Origin of the sequence: Pseudomonas sp. RA_15y_Pfl2_54, assembly GCF_963971015.1 — a bacterium.
Classification (GTDB): Bacteria; Pseudomonadota; Gammaproteobacteria; order Pseudomonadales; family Pseudomonadaceae; genus Aquipseudomonas; species Aquipseudomonas baetica_A.
The window spans coordinates 21649-39286 of the sequence record NZ_CAXAPN010000033.1; the positions used below are offsets into that span (position 1 = coordinate 21649).

A 17638-nucleotide genomic window follows, 5' to 3' on the forward strand; every position below is an offset into this window, starting at 1 on the left:
GGTAAAAAACGGTGACCGAAGAGTTATCAGCGTAATCCGAGTACCGCTGCCCATTGCTGGGGTGTGACGGGCATGACTGAAAGGCGACTGCCTTTTTGCACGAGTGGCATTTCGGCCAGCGCGGTCTGCTGCTTGAGGTAGTCCAGCTTCAAGACCCGGGCAAATGTTTCGACATGGGCGACATCAATCGCGCTCCAGGCGTTTTTCTCTGGTGTGGCCTTCGCGTCGAAGTAATGACTCTGCGGCTCCAGAGCCGTCGGATCGGGGTAGGCCGCTTGAATGATTTTGCCAATCCCGGCAATGCCCGGCTCAGGGCAACTGGAATGGTAGAAAAAGAACTCATCGCCCACCGCCATCGCCCGCAGGAAGTTGCGCGCCTGATAGTTGCGCACCCCGTCCCAGCGCGCTTTGCCGAGTGTCTCCAGGCCTTTGATTGAGAGTTCGTCGGGCTCGGATTTCATCAGCCAATAGGCCATGTGTTTTTCTCCTGGCGGAATGGGTGGGCAAGTTGTCGGGCAATTTTATGACAAACCGACGGTCGGTTGACGTCAGCGTTTGCGCACAGGTTCACGTTGCCGCAAAATGCCGGCCTTTAAAGCTTGACGCTGCTGCACGGCCTACGAACGGAAACCGCTGCTGTCATCGTGATGAGGTGCCTTGAGGGGGGCAATCGATGAAACGCAAACCGGATTTGCTATGGACTTTGGTTATTTTGTTTGGCTTGGGCGTCGTGACCACCGGTTACGCGCAGAGCCTGTGGACCAACAAGACCGACGCACCAATCGAAGTCGCGCAACAGGTTCAACAGTCGACCGCGTTCAAACGCTGAACTGTCTTTTCGACGCCGCTGATCTGCGCGGCGTCTATCGCGCGAAATACCACGCCTTATCGGTGACCGTGCCTTGCAACGGTACATCCCAGCTCGCCTGCGCCAATCGTTCGACTTTCTGACATTCATGGGCAAGCCCCAGCAGCGTCGGCTTGCGCCAGTTCTTGCGCCGCGCCAGATACGCGAGGCTGCGATCATAGAAGCCGCCGCCCATTCCCAGTCGACCACCGACGTCGTCGAATCCCACCAGCGGCAATAACACCAGATCCAGTGTCCAGATCTTGCGCTGGCGAGCCAGATTGGCGCGCGGCTCGAGAATGCGGAAGCGATTGGGTTTGAGTTTTTCGCCGGGACGGATGCGCTGGAAAACCATTTTGGTGCGTGGCCAGGCGCTGAGCACCGGCAGGTAGGTAGCCTTGCCCCGGCGCTGCGCTTCACGTAGCAGCATGCGTGGGTCGATTTCACCGTCGGTGGGCAGGTACAGGGAAATGTGTTTTGCCCGGCGAAAATGCGGGTCTTGCGCCAGTTGCCGGAACAGCCCCTTGGCGGCCTGGCGTTGTTCGCCCGGTGTCAGTGAACGGCGTGCCTTGCGCAGCAGGCGGCGGAGTTGCGGGCGGGGCAGTAGCGCGGGTTCGGTCATGGTTCGGCTTCGGCAGGTTGGACGAAAACGTACGCATAAAAAATCCGATGTCGGCATTCACCGACATCGGATTCGAATCAGGCTCCCCGGATGAACCGCTGTCAACTTAGCCCTTGAACCCGAAAGTTCAAGGTGGAAGATGCAGTAGACTTTAAGGCTTTCCGTCTGGCGGACATGCACACCAGCCCAACGTGCAACTTCCAGGGTAGTGCGAATCGGCTCAGGGACATCGTCAACTGGCAAGCACCCCAGGGAGTGCGGCGAGTATACCTCAAGCGGCCTGGCGAATCAGCCTTTGCTGACGTCCGGATCTTCGGCCAGCACCAGATCGACACGATCGAGCAAGTCGCGTACCTGTTCACGGGTCGAGCCGCTGGCCTGAATATCCGGGCGCTCTTCTTTGTGCAAGAGATCGTGGGTGATGTTCAGCGCAGCCATCACGGCAATGCGGTCGGCACCGATGACTTTGCCGCTGCTGCGGATCTCGCGCATTTTGCCGTCCAGGTAGCGTGCGGCACTGACCAGATTGCTGCGTTCTTCCTGCGGGCAGATGATCGAATACTCTTTGTCGAGGATCTGCACGGTAACGCTATTGCTTGAACTCATGAGTCTTGCTCCAGGGCCTTGAGGCGCGAAATCATCGATTCGACCTTACGCCGGGCGATTTCGTTTTTTTCAATGAGGTGAGCGCGTTCCTCGCGCCAGGTCTTTTCCTGAGCAAGTAAGAGTGTATTTTGACTCTTTAGTTGCTCGACTCGGGTAATCAGTCTTTCGAGTCTGGCCATCAGCGCTTGCAGGTCGGTGTCTTCCATTGGGGTTCACTGAGTTCGTGTCTGACGGGAGGTGACAGCCGGACAGCCTTTAATAGTCTTGGCGAGTCTGTCGATGTAGGATACAAGGCCTTCATTCTAGACATAGCGCCGTCTGGCGCCTAGCTGCCCATGACCATTGCCAATTCCCCGTACCAAGCTTTTGCCACCCTGCTGACTGCCAGCGGCCACAACGTCTCGCCTGCCGAACTGCATGGCCTGCTGCTCGGACGCAGTTGCGCCGGTGCCGGCTTCAATGCCGAAGAGTGGCTGATCGATGCCGCCGAACTGCTGGAAAGCGAGCCCCAGGACAACGTCCGCAACGCCCTGATCGGCCTGCAAGAGATGGTCAAGGGTGAGTTGACCGGCGACGACGTGACGGTCGTTCTGCTGCTGCCAACCGACGATGCCCCACTCGCTGACCGCGCTGCTGCACTGGGCCAATGGTGCCAGGGTTTCCTCAGCGGTTTCGGCCTCAACTGCCGCGACAGCAGCATGCTCAGCACTGAAGCCACCGAAGTGCTGCAGGATCTGGCAGCGATTTCCCAGGTGCAAGATGCCCTGGAAGAATCCGAAGACGGCGAGACCGACTACATGGAAGTCATGGAGTATCTGCGCGTCGCGCCGCTGCTGCTGTTCTCGGAAACCAAGAAAGCCGATGTGCCGCCAGCCGCCAAGCCGTCGCTGCATTAATCGCGATCCAGGGAAGACCATCTGCCCATGACCCATATCCCGAAAGCGGAATACAGCCGTCGCCGCAAGGCCCTGATGGCGCAGATGGAACCCAACAGCATCGCGATCCTGCCCGCCGCCGCAGTTGCCATCCGCAACCGCGACGTCGAGCACGTCTACCGTCAGGACAGCGATTTCCAATACCTCAGCGGGTTTCCCGAACCTCAGGCCGTGATCGTCCTGATGCCCGGCCGCGAGCATGGCGAATACCTGCTGTTCTGCCGTGAGCGCAACGCCGAACGCGAATTGTGGGACGGCTTGCGCGCCGGTCAGGAAGGCGCGATCCGCGACTTCGGTGCCGACGACGCTTTCCCGATCACCGACATCGACGACATCCTGCCGGGCCTGATCGAAGGCCGCGACCGGGTGTATTCGGCGATGGGCAGCAACCCTGAATTCGATCGGCACCTGATGGACTGGATCAACGTGATCCGCTCCAAGGCGCACCTCGGCGCCCAGCCGCCGAACGAATTCGTTGCTTTGGATCATCTACTGCACGACATGCGCCTGTATAAATCGGCGGCAGAAGTGAAGGTGATGCGCGAAGCGGCACGAATCTCGGCCCAGGCGCACATTCGCGCGATGCAGGCCAGCCGCGCCGGGCTCTACGAGTACAGCCTCGAAGCCGAACTGGATTACGAATTTCGCAAGGGCGGGGCGAAGATGCCGGCCTACGGTTCGATCGTCGCCGCCGGACGCAACAGCTGCATCCTGCATTACCAGCAGAATGACGCGTTGCTCAAGGATGGCGATCTGGTGCTGATCGACGCCGGTTGCGAGATCGACTGCTATGCCAGCGACATCACCCGCACCTGGCCGGTCAACGGCAAGTTTTCGCCCGAGCAGAAAGCGATTTACGAACTGGTGCTGGCCTCCCAGGAAGCCGCCTTCGCCGAAATCGCCCCGAACAAGCACTGGAATCAGGCACACGAAGCCACGGTTCGGGTGATCACTACAGGTCTGGTGAAACTGGGTTTGCTGCAGGGCGAGGTTGACGAGTTGATCGCCAGCCAAGCCTATAAAGCCTTTTACATGCACCGCGCCGGCCACTGGCTGGGCATGGATGTGCACGACGTTGGCGAGTACAAGGTCGGCGGTGAATGGCGCGTGCTGGAAGTCGGCATGGCGCTGACCGTGGAGCCGGGCATCTACATCGCCCCGGACAATCAGAACGTAGCGAAGAAATGGCGTGGCATTGGCGTACGCATCGAGGACGACGTGGTAGTGACCAAGAGTGGCTGTGAAATCCTGACCCGCGGCGTACCGAAAACCGTCGCCGACATCGAAGCGCTGATGGCGCAAGCACGGACACACGCAGCATGAGTCGAGTCAATCTGGCAATCATCGGTGGCGGCCTGGTCGGTGCCAGTCTGGCATTGGCCCTGCAGGCCGGAGCCAAGGCCCGCGGCTGGAAAATTGTCCTGATCGAGCCGTTCGCCCCCGGCGACAGTTGGCAGCCAAGCTATGACGCGCGCTCGTCGGCGCTGTCCTTCGGCTCAAGACAGATTTATCAACGGCTGGGCGTTTGGCAGGAAATCTCCCGCCGCGCCGAGCCGATCAAACAGATTCATGTGTCTGACCGTGGGCGCTTCTCCACCGCGCGTTTGTCGGCGATGGAAGAGGGCGTGCCAGCGCTCGGGTACGTGGTGGAAAACGCCTGGCTCGGCCAGTGCCTGTGGCAGCACATAGATAAAGAAGTGATCAGTTGGCGCTGCCCGGCTGAAGTCACGCGGATGGAGCCGCTGCCCGACGGCTATCGCCTGACCCTCAACGATGAAACCACCCTTGAATGCGACCTCGCGGTGTTGGCCGATGGCGGTCGCTCGGGCCTGCGCGAGCAATTGGGCATCAACGTGCGCAAGCGTCCGTACAACCAGAGCGCGCTGATCGCCAACATCACTCCGAGCGAAGCGCATAACGGCATGGCCTTCGAGCGCTTCACCGACGAAGGCCCTATGGCACTGCTGCCGCTGCCGGAAAACCGCTGCGCACTGGTCTGGACTCGTCTGGGCATGGATGCGCAACGGCTGGCCGACCTGAGCGAGCGCGACTTCCTCAGTGAGTTGCAGGGCGTGTTCGGCTATCGCCTCGGCACCTTGAAGCAGGTCGGTGCACGACATTTGTATCCGCTGTCGCTGGTGGAGGCCGAAGAGCAGGTGCGCTCGCATCTGGCCGTGCTTGGCAACGCTGCGCACAGCCTGCATCCCATTGCCGGGCAAGGCTTCAACCTGTCATTGCGTGATGCCGATGCCCTGGCTTGCGCCTTGCTCGGCAGTGACCAACCGCTGGGCGACTTCGCCACGTTACAGGCGTACCGCGAGCGCCAGCGTCTGGATCAAGACCTGACGGTGGGTTTCTCCGATCAGGTCACGCGTTTGTTCGGCAGTTCCCAGCCTTTGGTGTCGTTAGGCCGCAACATCGGTTTGCTCGGCCTTGATCTGCTGCCCCCGGCCAAGCGCTGGTTTGCCCGTCAGGCTATGGGTTTGGGAACGCGTCCGGATGCTTGAGCGGCTGGCCGGCACTTTCACTTTCAGGATCGCGCCGCCAACTGGCGTGGTCGGTAAAACCCTTTACGTGCGGCTCAAGCCGCAAGCGAGACAGGCTTAAAGCATGGAAATGCGCGCAGATCTGCTGATTGTCGGAGCCGGAATGGTCGGCAGCGCTTTGGCGCTGGCGTTGCAGGACAGCGGGCTGGAAGTCCTGCTGCTCGACGGCAGCCCGCTGAGCGTCAAACCCTTCGATGCCGACGCGGCATTTGAACCGCGGGTGAGTGCGCTATCGGCCGCCAGCCAGCGAATTCTCGAACGCCTTGGCGTGTGGGACGGCATCGCCAAACGACGCAGCAGCCCTTACACCGACATGCATGTCTGGGACGGCAGCGGCACCGGGCAGATCCATTTTTCGGCGAGCAGCGTGCATGCCGATGTGCTTGGCCATATCGTCGAAAACCGCGTAGTGCAGGATGCCTTGCTCGACCGCTTGCATGACTGCGACCTGGGCATGTTGGCCAACGCCCGACTGGAGCAGATGCGCCGCTCGGGTGACGATTGGTTGCTGACCCTGGCCGATGGCCGTCAATTGCGCGCGCCGTTGGTGATCGCGGCCGATGGTGCCAACTCGGCGGTGCGCCGCCTGACAGGCGTGGCCACTCGCGAGTGGGATTACCTGCATCACGCCATCGTCACCAGCGTGCGCAGCAGCCAACCGCATCAGATGACCGCATGGCAGCGCTTTACCGATCACGGGCCGCTGGCGTTTCTGCCGCTGGAGCGTGACGGGCAGCAGGATTGGTGCTCGATCGTGTGGTCGACCACGCCAAGTGAGGCCGAGCGTCTGATGGCGTTGGATCAGACAGATTTCTGCCGCGAGCTGGAACGCGCCTTTGAAGGTCGACTTGGCGACGTGATCAGTGCTGATCCACGCTTGTGCGTGCCGCTGCGTCAGCGTCACGCCAAGCGTTATGTGGCCGAAGGCCTGGCGCTGATCGGCGATGCCGCACACACCATTCACCCGTTGGCCGGGCAAGGCGTGAACCTGGGCTTTCTTGATGCGGCGGTGCTGGCTGAAGTCCTGTTGCAAGCGGCGGAGCGCGGCGAGCGTCTGGCCGATGTGAAAGTGCTGAGCCGTTACGAGCGTCGGCGCATGCCACACAATCTGGCGCTGATGGCGGCGATGGAAGGCTTTGAACGGTTGTTCCAGGCCGATCCGTTGCCGGTGCGCTGGTTGCGCAATGCCGGGTTGAAGCTGGTTGAACAGATGCCGGAGGCCAAGGCGCTGTTTGTACGTGAGGCCCTCGGCCTGACCGGTGATCTTCCGGCCCTCGCCAAGCCCTGAGATTTTCATTGAGGCTACTGCCCCCTTCGCGAGCTTGCTCGCGAAGGGGGCAGAACCGACAGCACAAGTTACAGGCTGCGCAACATCTGGTAACTCCTTGGGAAAGTGTTCGATTGAGAACCTAAATGTGAGTCCTTATCATTTGGCCCACCTTTTCCGACCGAGAGATCACTCCCATGTTGGCACCCAAGCGTCTTCTGACCGCACTGGCCTTGACCCTGATCGGCACCGCCACCGCCCAGGCCGCCGACGAGGTAGTGGTTTACTCCTCGCGTATCGATGAACTGATCAAACCGGTATTCGATGCCTACACCGCCAAGACCGGGGTGAAGATCAAGTTCATCACCGACAAGGAAGCGCCGCTGATGCAGCGCATCAAGGCCGAAGGCGAAAACGCCACCGCCGACCTGTTGCTGACCGTCGATGCCGGCAACCTCTGGCAGGCCGAGCAAATGGGCATTCTCCAGCCGTTCACTTCCAAAGCCATCGATGCCAACATTCCCGCCCAATACCGCTCGTCCACCCATGCCTGGACCGGCCTGAGCCTGCGTGCGCGGACCATCGCCTATTCCACCAAACGGGTGAAACCGGGCGAACTGACCACCTACGAAGCGCTGGCCGACAAAAACTGGGAAGGCCGCCTGTGCCTGCGCACCGCGAAGAAGGTCTATAACCAGTCGCTGACCGCCACCATGATCGAAGTCCATGGCGCAGCGAAGACCGAAGAAATCCTCAAGGGCTGGGTCAACAACCTGTCCACCGACGTCTTCTCCGACGACGTCGCGGTGCTCGAAGCGATCAACGCCGGGCAATGCGATGCTGGCATCGTCAACACTTACTACTACGGCCGTCTGCACAAGCAGAAGCCGGATCTGGCGGTAAAACTGTTCTGGCCGAATCAGGCCGATCGCGGCGTACACGTCAACCTGTCGGGCATCGGTCTGACCCAGCATGCGCCGCACCCTGAGGCGGCCAAGGCGCTGGTCGAGTGGATGACCACCCCTGAGGCTCAGAAGATCTTTGCCGACGTGAACCAGGAGTTCCCGGCCAACCCGGCGGTGGCGCCGTCCGAAGAAGTGGCAGCCTGGGGCAAGTTCGTGGCTGACACCTTGCCGGTGGAAGTGGCAGGCAAGCGCCAGGCTGAAGCGATTCGGTTGATGGATCGTGCCGGCTGGAACTGAGTCTGTTGCTTGCTCACCGTTGATCGTGCCCACGCTCCGGGTGGAACGCAGCCCCCGACGCTGCGCGTCGATTTGCTGAAACCCTGACGCGGAACCTCATAAGATGTGTGCCCACGCAGAGCGTGGGCACAATCATTTAGCCCTCAGAGAGCCAAAAGTGGCCCACCCCGTCCAACGCCGCTGGTATCCCATCGTCTTCGCCATTGCTGCGCTGGTGCTGTTGCCCCTGAGCGTGTTGCTGCTCTCATGGCAGAGCATCGACCAGCAGATCTGGTCGCACCTGTGGCAAACCCAGATGCCGCGCCTGCTGGGCAACACCCTGACGCTGGTGCTGGGCGTCGGTGTCGGGGTGACGCTGCTCGGCGTCAGCCTCGCCTGGCTCACCAGCCTGTGCGAATTCCCAGGGCGACGCTGGCTGGACTGGGCGCTGATGTTGCCGTTCGCCATCCCGGCCTACGTGCTGGCGTTTGTCTTTGTCGGCCTGCTTGATTTCGCCGGCCCCGTGCAAACCCTGCTGCGCGAGTGGTTCGGTTCGGGCCTGCGGCTTCCGCGGGTGCGTTCCACCGGCGGGGTGATTGTGGTGCTGGTGCTGGTTTTCTATCCCTACGTTTACCTGTTGGCGCGCACTGCGTTCCTCGCGCAGGGCAAAGGGCTGATGGAAGCGGCGCGGGTGCTTGGCCAATCACCGTGGCAAGCGTTCTGGCGCGTGGCGTTGCCGATGGCGCGTCCGGCCATCGGTGCCGGCGTGGCACTGGCGCTGATGGAAACCCTCGCCGATTTTGGCGCGGTGTCGGTGTTCAACTTCGACACCTTCACCACCGCCATTTACAAAACCTGGTACGGCTTCTTCAGCCTGTCGAGCGCTGCGCAACTGGCCAGCCTGTTGTTGTTGGTGGTGATGCTGGTGCTGTATGGCGAGCGCCGCGCGCGAGGGGCCAACCGGGCGGGCAACGAGCGGCCGCGGGTCAAGGCGTTGTATCACTTGCGTGGGTTGAAGGCGTTCGCGGCAATGAGTTGGTGTGGACTGGTTTTCGCCTGCGCGTTCGTCATTCCGCTGTTGCAACTGATCGTCTGGTTCTGGCAGCGCGGACGCTTCGATCTGGATGAGCGCTACGTCGGACTGATCATTCACACCCTGTACCTGGGGGGGATGGCGGCGTTGATGACCGTCAGCGTTGCGTTGCTGCTGGCCTTCGCCCGGCGTCTGGCACCCACTCGGGCGATTCGTTCCGGGGTGAGTCTGGCCAATCTCGGTTACGCCTTGCCGGGGTCGGTGCTGGCGGTATCGATCATGTTGGCGTTCAGTTATCTGGACCGGGAAATGGTGATTCCGCTCTCCGGCTGGCTCGGTGGCGCAGGCAAACCATTGTTGCTCGGCAGTCTGGCAGCGTTGCTGATGGCGTATCTGGTGCGGTTTATCGCTGTGGCCTATGGCCCGTTGGAAAACAGCCTGGCGCGTATACGGCCCTCTTTGCCCGAAGCGGCACGTAGCCTGGGTGTCAGTGGGCCACGACTGTTTTTCAAAGTGTATCTGCCGTTGTTGTTGCCCGGGACGCTGAGCGCGGCGTTGCTGGTGTTCGTCGATGTGCTCAAGGAAATGCCCGCGACCCTGCTGATGCGCCCGTTTGGCTGGGATACGCTGGCTGTGCGGATCTTCGAGATGACCAGTGAAGGGGAGTGGGCGAGGGCGTCATTACCGGCGTTGACCCTGGTTCTGGTCGGGTTGTTGCCGGTCATTGGCCTGATCAGACGTTCTGCACACAGAAACACTTAGTCGTCAGTCCTGAATCATGCGGCTACAATGCGCGGCATTCGGTGCGGATCGTCTGACAGACCCGTTCGCTGAACTCGGCTGAAAGCCTTCTATTTCAAGGCTTGAGCGCCGTGCAGCGGCTGTCCGCACCTTCGCCACGCCCGGAAGGAGAAACCCATGGGACAGCGTACGCCTCTGTATGACCTGCATCTCGCCCTCGGCGCGAAGATGGTCGATTTTGGCGGTTGGGACATGCCACTGCATTACGGCTCGCAGGTCGAGGAGCATCACGAAGTGCGCCGCGATTGCGGGGTGTTCGATGTGTCCCACATGACCGTTATCGACGTTGATGGTCCTCAGGCCAAGGCCTGGCTCCAGCATTTGCTGGCCAACGATGTCGAACGCCTGCACCGCCCCGGCCGTGCGTTGTACAGCACCATGCTCAACGAGCGTGGCGGCATCGTCGACGACATGATCGTCTATCGCCTCGACGACGGTTATCGCCTGGTGGTCAACGCCTCCACCCGCGATCAGGATCTGGCCTGGATGCAGGCGCAACTGGACGGGTTCGACGTGCAATTGCACGAACGTTCAGAGCTGGCGATGCTCGCCATTCAAGGCCCGCAAGCCCGACACAAGATTGCCGAACTGGTGACCCAGTCCCGCGCCACGCTGATCCAGCACCTCAAACCTTTCGAAGCTTACGCTGACGGCGACTGGTTCATTGCGCGCACCGGTTACACCGGTGAGGACGGTCTGGAAATCGCCCTGCCAGCGGATCAGGCGCCAGCGTTTTTCAACGATCTGGTCGGCGCCGGCATTTCTCCGATCGGCCTGGGCGCCCGCGACACTTTGCGTGTTGAAGCCGGGATGAACCTCTACGGTCAGGACATTCACCAAGACGTTTCGCCACTGGCCTCGAACATGGCCTGGAGCATTGCCTGGGAACCGGCATCGCGTCAGTTCATTGGCCGCGCGGCGCTTGAGGCGGAAAAAGCCGCTGGCATTGCGCAAAAACTGGTCGGCCTGGTGCTGGAAGAACGCGGTGTTTTGCGCGCTCATCAAGTGGTTCGTATCGCCGATGTTGGCGAAGGGGAGATCACCAGTGGTAGTTTCTCTCCTACGCTAAGCAAATCGATTGCCCTGGCGCGTGTTCCGATGGCCACCGCCGATCGCGCCGAAGTGGAAATCCGTGGCAAGTGGTATCCGGTTCGCGTGGTCAAACCGACCTTCGTGCGCCATGGCAAAACTTTGATCTAACCTTTTCCGGCGGGCACGACCGCTGACAATTTCCTGAGGACACCGAGCATGAGCAATATCCCCGCTGAACTGCGTTTTGCCGAAAGTCATGAGTGGGCGCGTCTGGAAGCTGACGGCACCGTTACCGTGGGCATCAGCGATCACGCGCAGGAAGCGCTGGGCGACGTGGTGTTCGTTGAGCTGACCGACGTGGGCAAAGTGTTTGCGGCTGAAGATCAGGCCGGTGTGGTCGAATCGGTGAAAGCGGCTTCCGACATCTACGCCCCGATCAGCGGTGAAGTGATTGCCGTCAACGAAGAGCTGAGCGGCTCGCCGGAACTGCTCAACTCCGATCCGTATGGCGCGTGGATCTTCAAGCTCAAGCCAAGCGACACCGCTGATCTGGAAAAACTGCTCGATGCAGCGGCCTACAAGGCTGTCATCGGCGAGTAAACCAAACGCAATACCCAAAGCCCCGATCCGTCGGGGCTTTTTGGTGGGCGATCGTCAGGCGCCGCCCAACACGGCTTTCACTGCCGCCACCGAGCGCTCGACATCTTCCATGGTCATGGTGGTGAACATCGGCAGCGACACAATCAGTCGCCCGACCCGCTCGGCCACAGGTAGCGTTCCTTCCTTGAAGCCGCGCTCGCGGTACAGGCTCAGCAAGTGGATCGGCGGGTAGTGATAGCCGATGCCAATGCCACGCGCCTGCATCTGCTCCATGAACGTGGCCCGCGCCGGCAAGCCATCCTGGCGCTCCGGCAATACCAACTGAAACAGGTGCCAGTTGCTGTTCTCGAAATCCGCGGGCGGTAATTGCGCGCCATAGGTGGTTTCGAAATCCTCGCCGAAGCATTTGAAATAGTGTCGGGCCAGTTCACGTCGATGGGCGGTCAACGCCTTGATATGGGCGAATTGACCAAGGCCGATGGCGGCGGCGATGTCGGTCATGTTGAATTTGCCACCGAGCACGTCGACGTCCAGACCGTCGAAACCATGGCGGGTCACGCCCTGCAAGCGGTACTTCTGCGCCAGCCGTGCTTCCTCGGGCGTGTTCAGCACCAGGCAACCGCCCTCGGAGCAGGTCACGTTCTTGTTCGCCTGAAAGCTGAACGACACGAAGTCGCCGGTTGCGCCAATGCGCTGGCCATTCCAGCTCGAACCCAGGGCCTGAGCCGCGTCTTCGACAATGCGCAGATTGTGTTTGGCGGCGATGGCGTACAGGCGATCCATGTCCACTGGCAAACCGGCCAGATACACCGCAATCACCGCTTTGGTACGCGGTGTAATGGCGGCTTCGAGTTGATCCAGGTCGATGTTGCGGGTTATCGGGTCGATGTCGGCAAACACAGGCGTGGCGCCGACTTCAAGGATTACATTGGCCGTGGCCACCCAGGAAATCGGTGTGGTGATCACCTCGTCGCCCGGGCCGATGCCGGCAATGCGCAAGGCGATTTCCATGGTGCAGGTGCCGGAGTTGAACGTGCGCACCGGGCGCCCGCCAAAGTATTGCGAGAGCTGCGCTTCAAAGGCCTGAACTTTCGGCCCGCTGGTAATCCAGCCGGAGCGCAGCACGTCGCCTACAGCGGCAATCGTTGCTTCATCGATAACGGGTTTGGAAAACGGCAGGAATGGCAGTTGGCTCATGGGGCGTCGATCATCCGCTGGTTGGATGCCTGAGGCAGGCGCGCCACAGCATGGCCCGAAACCGCCGTCGGCGCCAAGCCGTGCGCGTCGATATCGACTGCTATGCTGGTTTGACCGTGTTGCATTGACGCCGAGCGCCAGCCAAGAGAGAGCCCGTCATGTCCCAATTGCCGTCCCTGAGCCAGTTACGTGATCCAGATGCCTTCCTGCGCCGTCACTTGGGCCCCGATGCCGCCGAGCAGCAGGCGATGCTCGACAGCCTGGGGCTCGGCAGTCGGATCGAACTGATCGAGCAAACCGTGCCGCCGAGTATCCGCCTCAATCGTGCGCTGGATTTGCCGCCAGCCCTCGATGAGCAAGCGGCGCTGGCCAGGTTGCACGGTTATGCCGAGCAAAATCAGGTCTGGACCAGCCTGATCGGCATGGGCTACCACGGCACCCTCACGCCGACCGTCATCCTGCGCAACGTGCTGGAAAATCCCGGCTGGTACACCGCGTACACGCCCTATCAACCGGAGATCGCCCAAGGCCGGCTCGAAGCGCTGCTGAATTTCCAGCAACTGACCATCGACCTCACCGGCCTCGAACTGGCCAATGCCTCGCTGCTCGACGAAGCCACGGCGGCAGCGGAAGCCATGGCGTTGGCCAAGCGCGTGGCGAAGTCCAAGAGCAATCTGTTTTTCGTCGACGAAAACTGTCATCCACAAACCCTTTCCGTTGTGCAGACCCGCGCCGAGGGCTTCGGTTTTGAAGTGATCGTCGACGCTGTGGATAACTTGAAGCAGCACCAAGTGTTTGGTGCGCTGCTGCAATACCCCGACACGCACGGCGAGATCCGTGATCTGCGGCCGTTGATCGATCACCTGCATGCGCAACAGGCACTGGCCTGTGTCGCCACCGATTTACTGAGTTTGCTGTTGCTGACGCCGCCGGGTGAACTGGGCGCGGATGTGGTGTTCGGCTCATCCCAGCGCTTTGGCGTGCCTATGGGGTACGGCGGCCCGCACGCCGCGTTTTTTGCCAGTCGCGAGGCATACAAACGGGCGATTCCCGGGCGGATCATCGGGGTGTCGAAAGACGCCCGGGGCAACGTGGCGTTGCGCATGGCCCTGCAAACCCGCGAACAACATATCCGCCGCGAGAAGGCCAACTCGAATATCTGCACCGCGCAGGTTCTCCTGGCCAACATCGCCAGTTTCTATGCGGTCTATCACGGGCAGGAAGGTTTGAAACGGATCGCCCAGCGCGTGCATCGGCTGACCTGCATTCTTGCCGCCGGTCTTGAGCGTCACGGCATCAACCGGGTCAACACACAGTTTTTCGACACGCTGACGCTGGAGGTGGGCGGCGCGCAAACCGCGATCATCGAAAGTGCTCAGGCGGCGCAGATCAACCTGAGGATTCTTGGCCGTGGCCGAGTCGGTCTGAGCCTCGATGAAACCTGTGACGAACGCACCGTCGCCAAACTTTTTGATGTGCTGCTGGGTGCCGATCATGGGCTGATCGTTGACGATCTTGACGCTGAAGTGCTGCTTTCCGGCATACCCGTTCCGCTCCAGCGCAACACGCCTTACCTGCGTCATCCGGTGTTCAACGCCCATCACAGCGAAACCGAGATGCTGCGTTACCTCAAGCAATTGGAGAACAAGGATCTGGCGCTCAACCAGTCGATGATCCCGCTGGGCTCCTGCACCATGAAGCTCAACGCCACCAGCGAGATGATCCCGATCACCTGGTCACAGTTCGCCCACCTGCATCCGTTTGCGCCGCGAGAACAGGCGGTCGGTTACACCTTGATGATCGAGGAGCTGGAGCGCTGGTTGTGCGCGATCACCGGGTTCGATGCAATCTGCATGCAGCCCAACTCCGGGGCTCAGGGCGAGTACGCCGGGCTGCTGGCGATCCGCAAGTATCACGAGAGTCGTCAACAGGGCGCGCGGGATATCTGCCTGATTCCGTCCTCGGCCCACGGCACTAACCCGGCCTCGGCGCAGATGGCCGGAATGCGCGTGGTGATCGTCGAGTGTGATGACGCGGGTAACGTTGATCTGGAGGACTTGAAGGCCAAAGCCGCCGAGGCGGGGAATAAGCTGTCGTGCCTGATGGCGACCTATCCGTCGACCCACGGCGTGTACGAGGAGGGCATCAGCGAGATTTGCGAGGTTATCCACCAGCACGGCGGTCAGGTGTACATGGATGGCGCCAACCTGAATGCGCAGGTTGGACTGACGCGGCCAGCAGACATCGGCGCCGATGTCTCGCACATGAACTTGCACAAGACCTTTTGCATTCCCCATGGCGGTGGCGGGCCGGGTATGGGGCCGATCGGCATTCGCGCGCACTTGGCGCCGTTCGTCGCCAATCATCCGGTGGTGCCGATTGACGGGCCAATGGCGCAGAACGGCGCCGTGAGCGCGGCGCCGTGGGGCAGTGCGAGCATTCTGCCCATCAGTTGGATGTACATCGCGATGATGGGGCCGCAACTGGCGGACGCCAGCGAGGTGGCGATTCTGGCGGCGAATTATCTGGCCCAGCATTTATCCGGTGCTTTTCCGGTGCTGTACACCGGACGCAACGGTCGGGTAGCCCATGAATGCATTCTCGATCTGCGGCCACTCAAAGCGCAGACCGGTATCAGCGAGGAAGACGTCGCCAAGCGTTTGATGGACTACGGCTTCCATGCGCCGACCATGTCGTTCCCGGTGCCGGGTACGTTGATGGTTGAACCGACCGAGAGTGAATCCAAGGCTGAACTGGACCGCTTCATCGGCGCGATGCTGAGCATCCGCGCCGAAATCAACGAAGTGCAAAATGGCAACTGGCCGGCCGAAGACAATCCGCTCAAGCATGCGCCGCACACGTTGGCGGATGTCACCGGGGTGTGGGAACGGCCCTATAGCATCGAGCAGGGCATCACCCCGGATGCCCATACCAAAGCGCACAAGTATTGGCCGGCGGTGAATCGGGTGGACAACGTTTACGGGGATCGCAACCTGTTTTGTGCCTGCGTACCGGTGGACGACTACCGCTGAACTGACGGTTGAACCGGATCCACTGTGGGCTGGCTCGCGAAAGCGCTGTGTCAGTCAGTAGAGATATTGGCTGGGTTGACGCCTTCGCGAGCCAGCCTGCTCCCACAGGGTTCTATGGTGAATGTGAAATAGCGAGCAAAAAAATGCCGCCCAATCGAGCGGCATTTTTGTGGGCGAAAGGCTTATTCGGAAGCCACGGCGTTCTTCGCCAGAATCGCATTCGCCAATTCCATGTCCGTCGCTTGCAGGCCCGGGTTGTCGGCGCGGACTTTCTGCATCGCTGCTTCCAGATACGGACCGCGAATGCCGCCGTCACTGGCAACGAAACTGCCGGCATCGTCCTGTGCCGCGACGATCAATTTGTGATCCTTGAAGGTCAGGTAAGTCGAACCGGTGGTAGCACCGGACGAAACGACGTTACGCCAAAAGCTGTCCGCCATGGCCGAACCAACGGGAAGGGACAGCAAGGCCAGCGTGGCGACAGCAAGTTTGAGACGCATGATGAGGTGACTCCTGGGGGTTAACTACGGCGTTGGATCGTCATTTTCCCGATCCGGTTCCGTACGCAATCATTCGGCATGCTCAACCAACAAAATCGCGCCTTGTTGCCCGGTCACGCGAACACGCTCGCCAACCGGTGTATCAGGCCCTCTGGCGATCCACACGCCATCAGCAACCTTGATCTTGCCGTGACCGTCGGCAATCGCTTCGCTGACCACGAACACGTTGCCGATCAATTCCTGCCCCCGCAGGTTCAGGAGTGGTTGATCACTGCGACGCACCGCGGTGCGTTGGCGTCGCCACCAATACAGCGCGGTCAGGATCGAAAACAGCGCAAACAGCACCAGCTGGATTTCCCACGGCAGCGTCGGCAAGACAAACGTTGTGACCCCGACAGCGGCAGCCGCCATGCCGATCCACAACAGATAGCCGCCAGCCCCGAACACTTCGAGGATCAGGAACACCGTGCCCAGCCCCAGCCAACTCCAGAAGGTGAACAGTTCGGTCGGCATGACTCAGACCTTCTTGCCGTCAAAAGTCGCTTTGACAATTTCGGTAATCCCACCCACCGCGCCGATCATCGAACTGGCTTCCAGTGGCATGAGGATGACTTTGCTGTTGTTGGCCGAGGCCAGTTTGCCCAGTGCGTCGATGTATTTTTGCGCGACGAAATAGTTGACCGCTTGTACGTTGCCGCCGGCGATGGCTTCGGACACCACTTTGGTCGCCTGGGCTTCGGCTTCGGCCTGGCGCTCGCGGGCTTCGGATTCAAGAAACGCGGCCTGACGGCTACCTTCGGCTTCCAGAATCTGTGCCTGCTTCTTGCCCTCTGCGGTGAGGATCGCCGAGGCTCGCAGGCCCTCGGCTTCGAGGATCTGCGCACGTTTGATACGTTCGGCTTTCATTTGTCCGGACATGGCAGCCATCAGGTCAGCGGGCGGGCTGATGTCCTTTATTTCGATCCGGGTGATTTTGATGCCCCAGGGGGCGGTGGCTTCGTCGACGGTGCGCAGCAGCCGTTCGTTGATGTTGTCACGCTGGCTGAGCATGGCGTCCAGCTCCATGGAACCGAGCACAGTGCGGATGTTGGTCTGCAGCAAATTGCGAATGGCGTGTTCGAGGTTGTTCACCTCGTAGGCGGCCTGGGCCGTGTTGACCACCTGGAAGAAACACACGGCGTCGATCTGCACCGTGGCGTTGTCGGAGGTGATGACTTCCTGAGGAGGGATGTCCAGCACGCTTTCCATCACGTTGATCTTGCGACCGATACGATCCATCACCGGAATGATGATGTTCAGGCCAGGTTTGAGGGTGTTGGTGTAGCGCCCGAAGCGCTCGACCGTCCACTCGAAACCCTGGGGCACGACTTTGAAACCCATGAACAGAATGGCGATTGCCAGGGCCACAAACAGTAAAAGCACACTTCCGGTCTGCATAA

The 17638-nt window shown here is 60.8% G+C and carries 18 protein-coding genes and 1 other RNA gene; 10 read left to right on the forward strand and 9 right to left on the reverse strand.

What is annotated here, in order from left to right; all coding sequences use genetic code 11:
• Positions 1–26 precede the first annotated feature (26 nt).
• Complete coding sequence (locus AACY50_RS22055) at positions 27–476, reverse strand: EVE domain-containing protein (protein ID WP_339464657.1); 450 nt, start codon at positions 474–476, stop codon at positions 27–29.
• A gap of 197 nt (positions 477–673) precedes the next feature.
• On the opposite strand from AACY50_RS22055, the gene AACY50_RS22060 reads away from it, so the two are divergent.
• On the forward strand, positions 674–829 hold the full coding sequence (locus AACY50_RS22060; protein ID WP_339430437.1) for a hypothetical protein: 156 nt from the start codon (positions 674–676) through the stop codon (positions 827–829).
• A gap of 34 nt (positions 830–863) precedes the next feature.
• Here AACY50_RS22060 and AACY50_RS22065 read toward each other — a convergent pair whose 3' ends face one another.
• The 4 genes from AACY50_RS22065 to AACY50_RS22080 all read right to left on the reverse strand — a co-directional run bounded on the left by AACY50_RS22065 (position 864) and on the right by AACY50_RS22080 (position 2281).
• Positions 864–1469, reverse strand: a complete 606-nt coding sequence (locus tag AACY50_RS22065) for a 5-formyltetrahydrofolate cyclo-ligase (protein WP_339430436.1) — start codon at positions 1467–1469, stop codon at positions 864–866.
• A gap of 79 nt (positions 1470–1548) precedes the next feature.
• Positions 1549–1727: non-coding RNA, 6S RNA (gene ssrS, locus AACY50_RS22070), on the reverse strand.
• A gap of 30 nt (positions 1728–1757) precedes the next feature.
• The gene (locus tag AACY50_RS22075) at positions 1758–2075 is read right to left on the reverse strand and encodes a cell division protein ZapA (protein ID WP_339430435.1); all 318 of its coding nucleotides are present in this window, start codon (positions 2073–2075) and stop codon (positions 1758–1760) included.
• A complete protein-coding gene (locus AACY50_RS22080) occupies positions 2072–2281 on the reverse strand; it encodes a TIGR02449 family protein (protein ID WP_221730788.1) in 210 nt (69 codons plus the stop codon). The genes AACY50_RS22075 and AACY50_RS22080 overlap by 4 nt, the downstream gene beginning before the upstream one ends.
• A 129-nt stretch (positions 2282–2410) precedes the next feature.
• Between AACY50_RS22080 and AACY50_RS22085 the strand changes: the two genes are divergently transcribed.
• The 8 genes from AACY50_RS22085 to gcvH all read left to right on the forward strand — a co-directional run bounded on the left by AACY50_RS22085 (position 2411) and on the right by gcvH (position 11470).
• Positions 2411–2971, forward strand: a complete 561-nt coding sequence (locus AACY50_RS22085; protein ID WP_221730787.1) for a YecA/YgfB family protein — start codon at positions 2411–2413, stop codon at positions 2969–2971.
• Between the two features lie 27 nt (positions 2972–2998).
• On the forward strand, positions 2999–4333 hold the full coding sequence (gene pepP / locus AACY50_RS22090; RefSeq protein WP_339430434.1) for a Xaa-Pro aminopeptidase: 1335 nt from the start codon (positions 2999–3001) through the stop codon (positions 4331–4333).
• Complete coding sequence (gene ubiH, locus AACY50_RS22095) at positions 4330–5517, forward strand: 2-octaprenyl-6-methoxyphenyl hydroxylase (RefSeq protein WP_339430433.1); 1188 nt, start codon at positions 4330–4332, stop codon at positions 5515–5517. The genes pepP and ubiH overlap by 4 nt, the downstream gene beginning before the upstream one ends.
• Positions 5518–5626: 109 nt before the next feature.
• Entirely contained in the window at positions 5627–6844 is a 1218-nt protein-coding gene (locus tag AACY50_RS22100; protein ID WP_339430501.1) for a 2-octaprenyl-3-methyl-6-methoxy-1,4-benzoquinol hydroxylase, read from the forward strand.
• A 176-nt stretch (positions 6845–7020) separates the two neighbouring features.
• The gene (locus AACY50_RS22105; RefSeq protein WP_339464658.1) at positions 7021–8025 is read left to right on the forward strand and encodes an extracellular solute-binding protein; all 1005 of its coding nucleotides are present in this window, start codon (positions 7021–7023) and stop codon (positions 8023–8025) included.
• 157 nt (positions 8026–8182) lie between these two features.
• Positions 8183–9799 carry an ABC transporter permease gene (locus AACY50_RS22110; RefSeq protein ID WP_339430431.1) on the forward strand — a complete coding sequence of 539 codons (1617 nt, stop codon included), beginning with the start codon at positions 8183–8185 and terminating at the stop codon, positions 9797–9799.
• A gap of 156 nt (positions 9800–9955) precedes the next feature.
• A complete protein-coding gene (gene gcvT, locus AACY50_RS22115) occupies positions 9956–11038 on the forward strand; it encodes a glycine cleavage system aminomethyltransferase GcvT (RefSeq protein WP_339464659.1) in 1083 nt (360 codons plus the stop codon).
• A 48-nt stretch (positions 11039–11086) separates the two neighbouring features.
• Positions 11087–11470, forward strand: a complete 384-nt coding sequence (gcvH, locus tag AACY50_RS22120) for a glycine cleavage system protein GcvH (RefSeq protein WP_339430429.1) — start codon at positions 11087–11089, stop codon at positions 11468–11470.
• 54 nt (positions 11471–11524) lie between these two features.
• On the opposite strand, the gene AACY50_RS22125 is transcribed toward gcvH, so the two are convergent.
• Entirely contained in the window at positions 11525–12667 is a 1143-nt protein-coding gene (locus tag AACY50_RS22125) for a DegT/DnrJ/EryC1/StrS family aminotransferase (protein ID WP_339539176.1), read from the reverse strand.
• Positions 12668–12825: 158 nt separating this feature from the next.
• On the opposite strand from AACY50_RS22125, the gene gcvP reads away from it, so the two are divergent.
• Positions 12826–15699, forward strand: coding sequence for an aminomethyl-transferring glycine dehydrogenase (gene gcvP, locus AACY50_RS22130; RefSeq protein ID WP_339539177.1), 2874 nt, complete (start codon positions 12826–12828; stop codon positions 15697–15699).
• A 182-nt stretch (positions 15700–15881) separates the two neighbouring features.
• On the opposite strand, the gene AACY50_RS22135 is transcribed toward gcvP, so the two are convergent.
• From AACY50_RS22135 to AACY50_RS22145, 3 genes are all read right to left on the reverse strand, one after another.
• Positions 15882–16202: a DUF2388 domain-containing protein gene (locus AACY50_RS22135; protein ID WP_339539187.1), complete on the reverse strand. Its 321-nt coding sequence runs from the start codon at positions 16200–16202 to the stop codon at positions 15882–15884.
• A gap of 66 nt (positions 16203–16268) precedes the next feature.
• The gene (locus tag AACY50_RS22140) at positions 16269–16712 is read right to left on the reverse strand and encodes an NfeD family protein (protein ID WP_339430426.1); all 444 of its coding nucleotides are present in this window, start codon (positions 16710–16712) and stop codon (positions 16269–16271) included.
• A 3-nt stretch (positions 16713–16715) separates the two neighbouring features.
• Positions 16716–17636: an SPFH domain-containing protein gene (locus AACY50_RS22145; RefSeq protein WP_339430425.1), complete on the reverse strand. Its 921-nt coding sequence runs from the start codon at positions 17634–17636 to the stop codon at positions 16716–16718.
• Between the last annotated feature and the right edge of the window lie 2 nt (positions 17637–17638).

Excerpts from the sequence above, each read along its gene's own strand:
- AACY50_RS22055 (WP_339464657.1), bottom strand. The coding sequence starts at position 476 with ATGGCCTATTGGCTGATGAAATCCGAGCCCGACGAACTCTCAATCAAA.
- AACY50_RS22060 (WP_339430437.1), top strand. The coding sequence starts at position 674 with ATGAAACGCAAACCGGATTTGCTATGGACTTTGGTTATTTTGTTTGGC.
- AACY50_RS22065 (WP_339430436.1), bottom strand. The coding sequence starts at position 1,469 with ATGACCGAACCCGCGCTACTGCCCCGCCCGCAACTCCGCCGCCTGCTG.
- AACY50_RS22075 (WP_339430435.1), bottom strand. The coding sequence starts at position 2,075 with ATGAGTTCAAGCAATAGCGTTACCGTGCAGATCCTCGACAAAGAGTAT.
- AACY50_RS22080 (WP_221730788.1), bottom strand. The coding sequence starts at position 2,281 with ATGGAAGACACCGACCTGCAAGCGCTGATGGCCAGACTCGAAAGACTG.
- AACY50_RS22085 (WP_221730787.1), top strand. The coding sequence starts at position 2,411 with ATGACCATTGCCAATTCCCCGTACCAAGCTTTTGCCACCCTGCTGACT.
- pepP (WP_339430434.1), top strand. The coding sequence starts at position 2,999 with ATGACCCATATCCCGAAAGCGGAATACAGCCGTCGCCGCAAGGCCCTG.
- ubiH (WP_339430433.1), top strand. The coding sequence starts at position 4,330 with ATGAGTCGAGTCAATCTGGCAATCATCGGTGGCGGCCTGGTCGGTGCC.
- AACY50_RS22100 (WP_339430501.1), top strand. The coding sequence starts at position 5,627 with ATGCGCGCAGATCTGCTGATTGTCGGAGCCGGAATGGTCGGCAGCGCT.
- AACY50_RS22105 (WP_339464658.1), top strand. The coding sequence starts at position 7,021 with ATGTTGGCACCCAAGCGTCTTCTGACCGCACTGGCCTTGACCCTGATC.
- gcvT (WP_339464659.1), top strand. The coding sequence starts at position 9,956 with ATGGGACAGCGTACGCCTCTGTATGACCTGCATCTCGCCCTCGGCGCG.
- gcvH (WP_339430429.1), top strand. The coding sequence starts at position 11,087 with ATGAGCAATATCCCCGCTGAACTGCGTTTTGCCGAAAGTCATGAGTGG.
- AACY50_RS22125 (WP_339539176.1), bottom strand. The coding sequence starts at position 12,667 with ATGAGCCAACTGCCATTCCTGCCGTTTTCCAAACCCGTTATCGATGAA.
- gcvP (WP_339539177.1), top strand. The coding sequence starts at position 12,826 with ATGTCCCAATTGCCGTCCCTGAGCCAGTTACGTGATCCAGATGCCTTC.
- AACY50_RS22140 (WP_339430426.1), bottom strand. The coding sequence starts at position 16,712 with ATGCCGACCGAACTGTTCACCTTCTGGAGTTGGCTGGGGCTGGGCACG.
- AACY50_RS22145 (WP_339430425.1), bottom strand. The coding sequence starts at position 17,636 with ATGCAGACCGGAAGTGTGCTTTTACTGTTTGTGGCCCTGGCAATCGCC.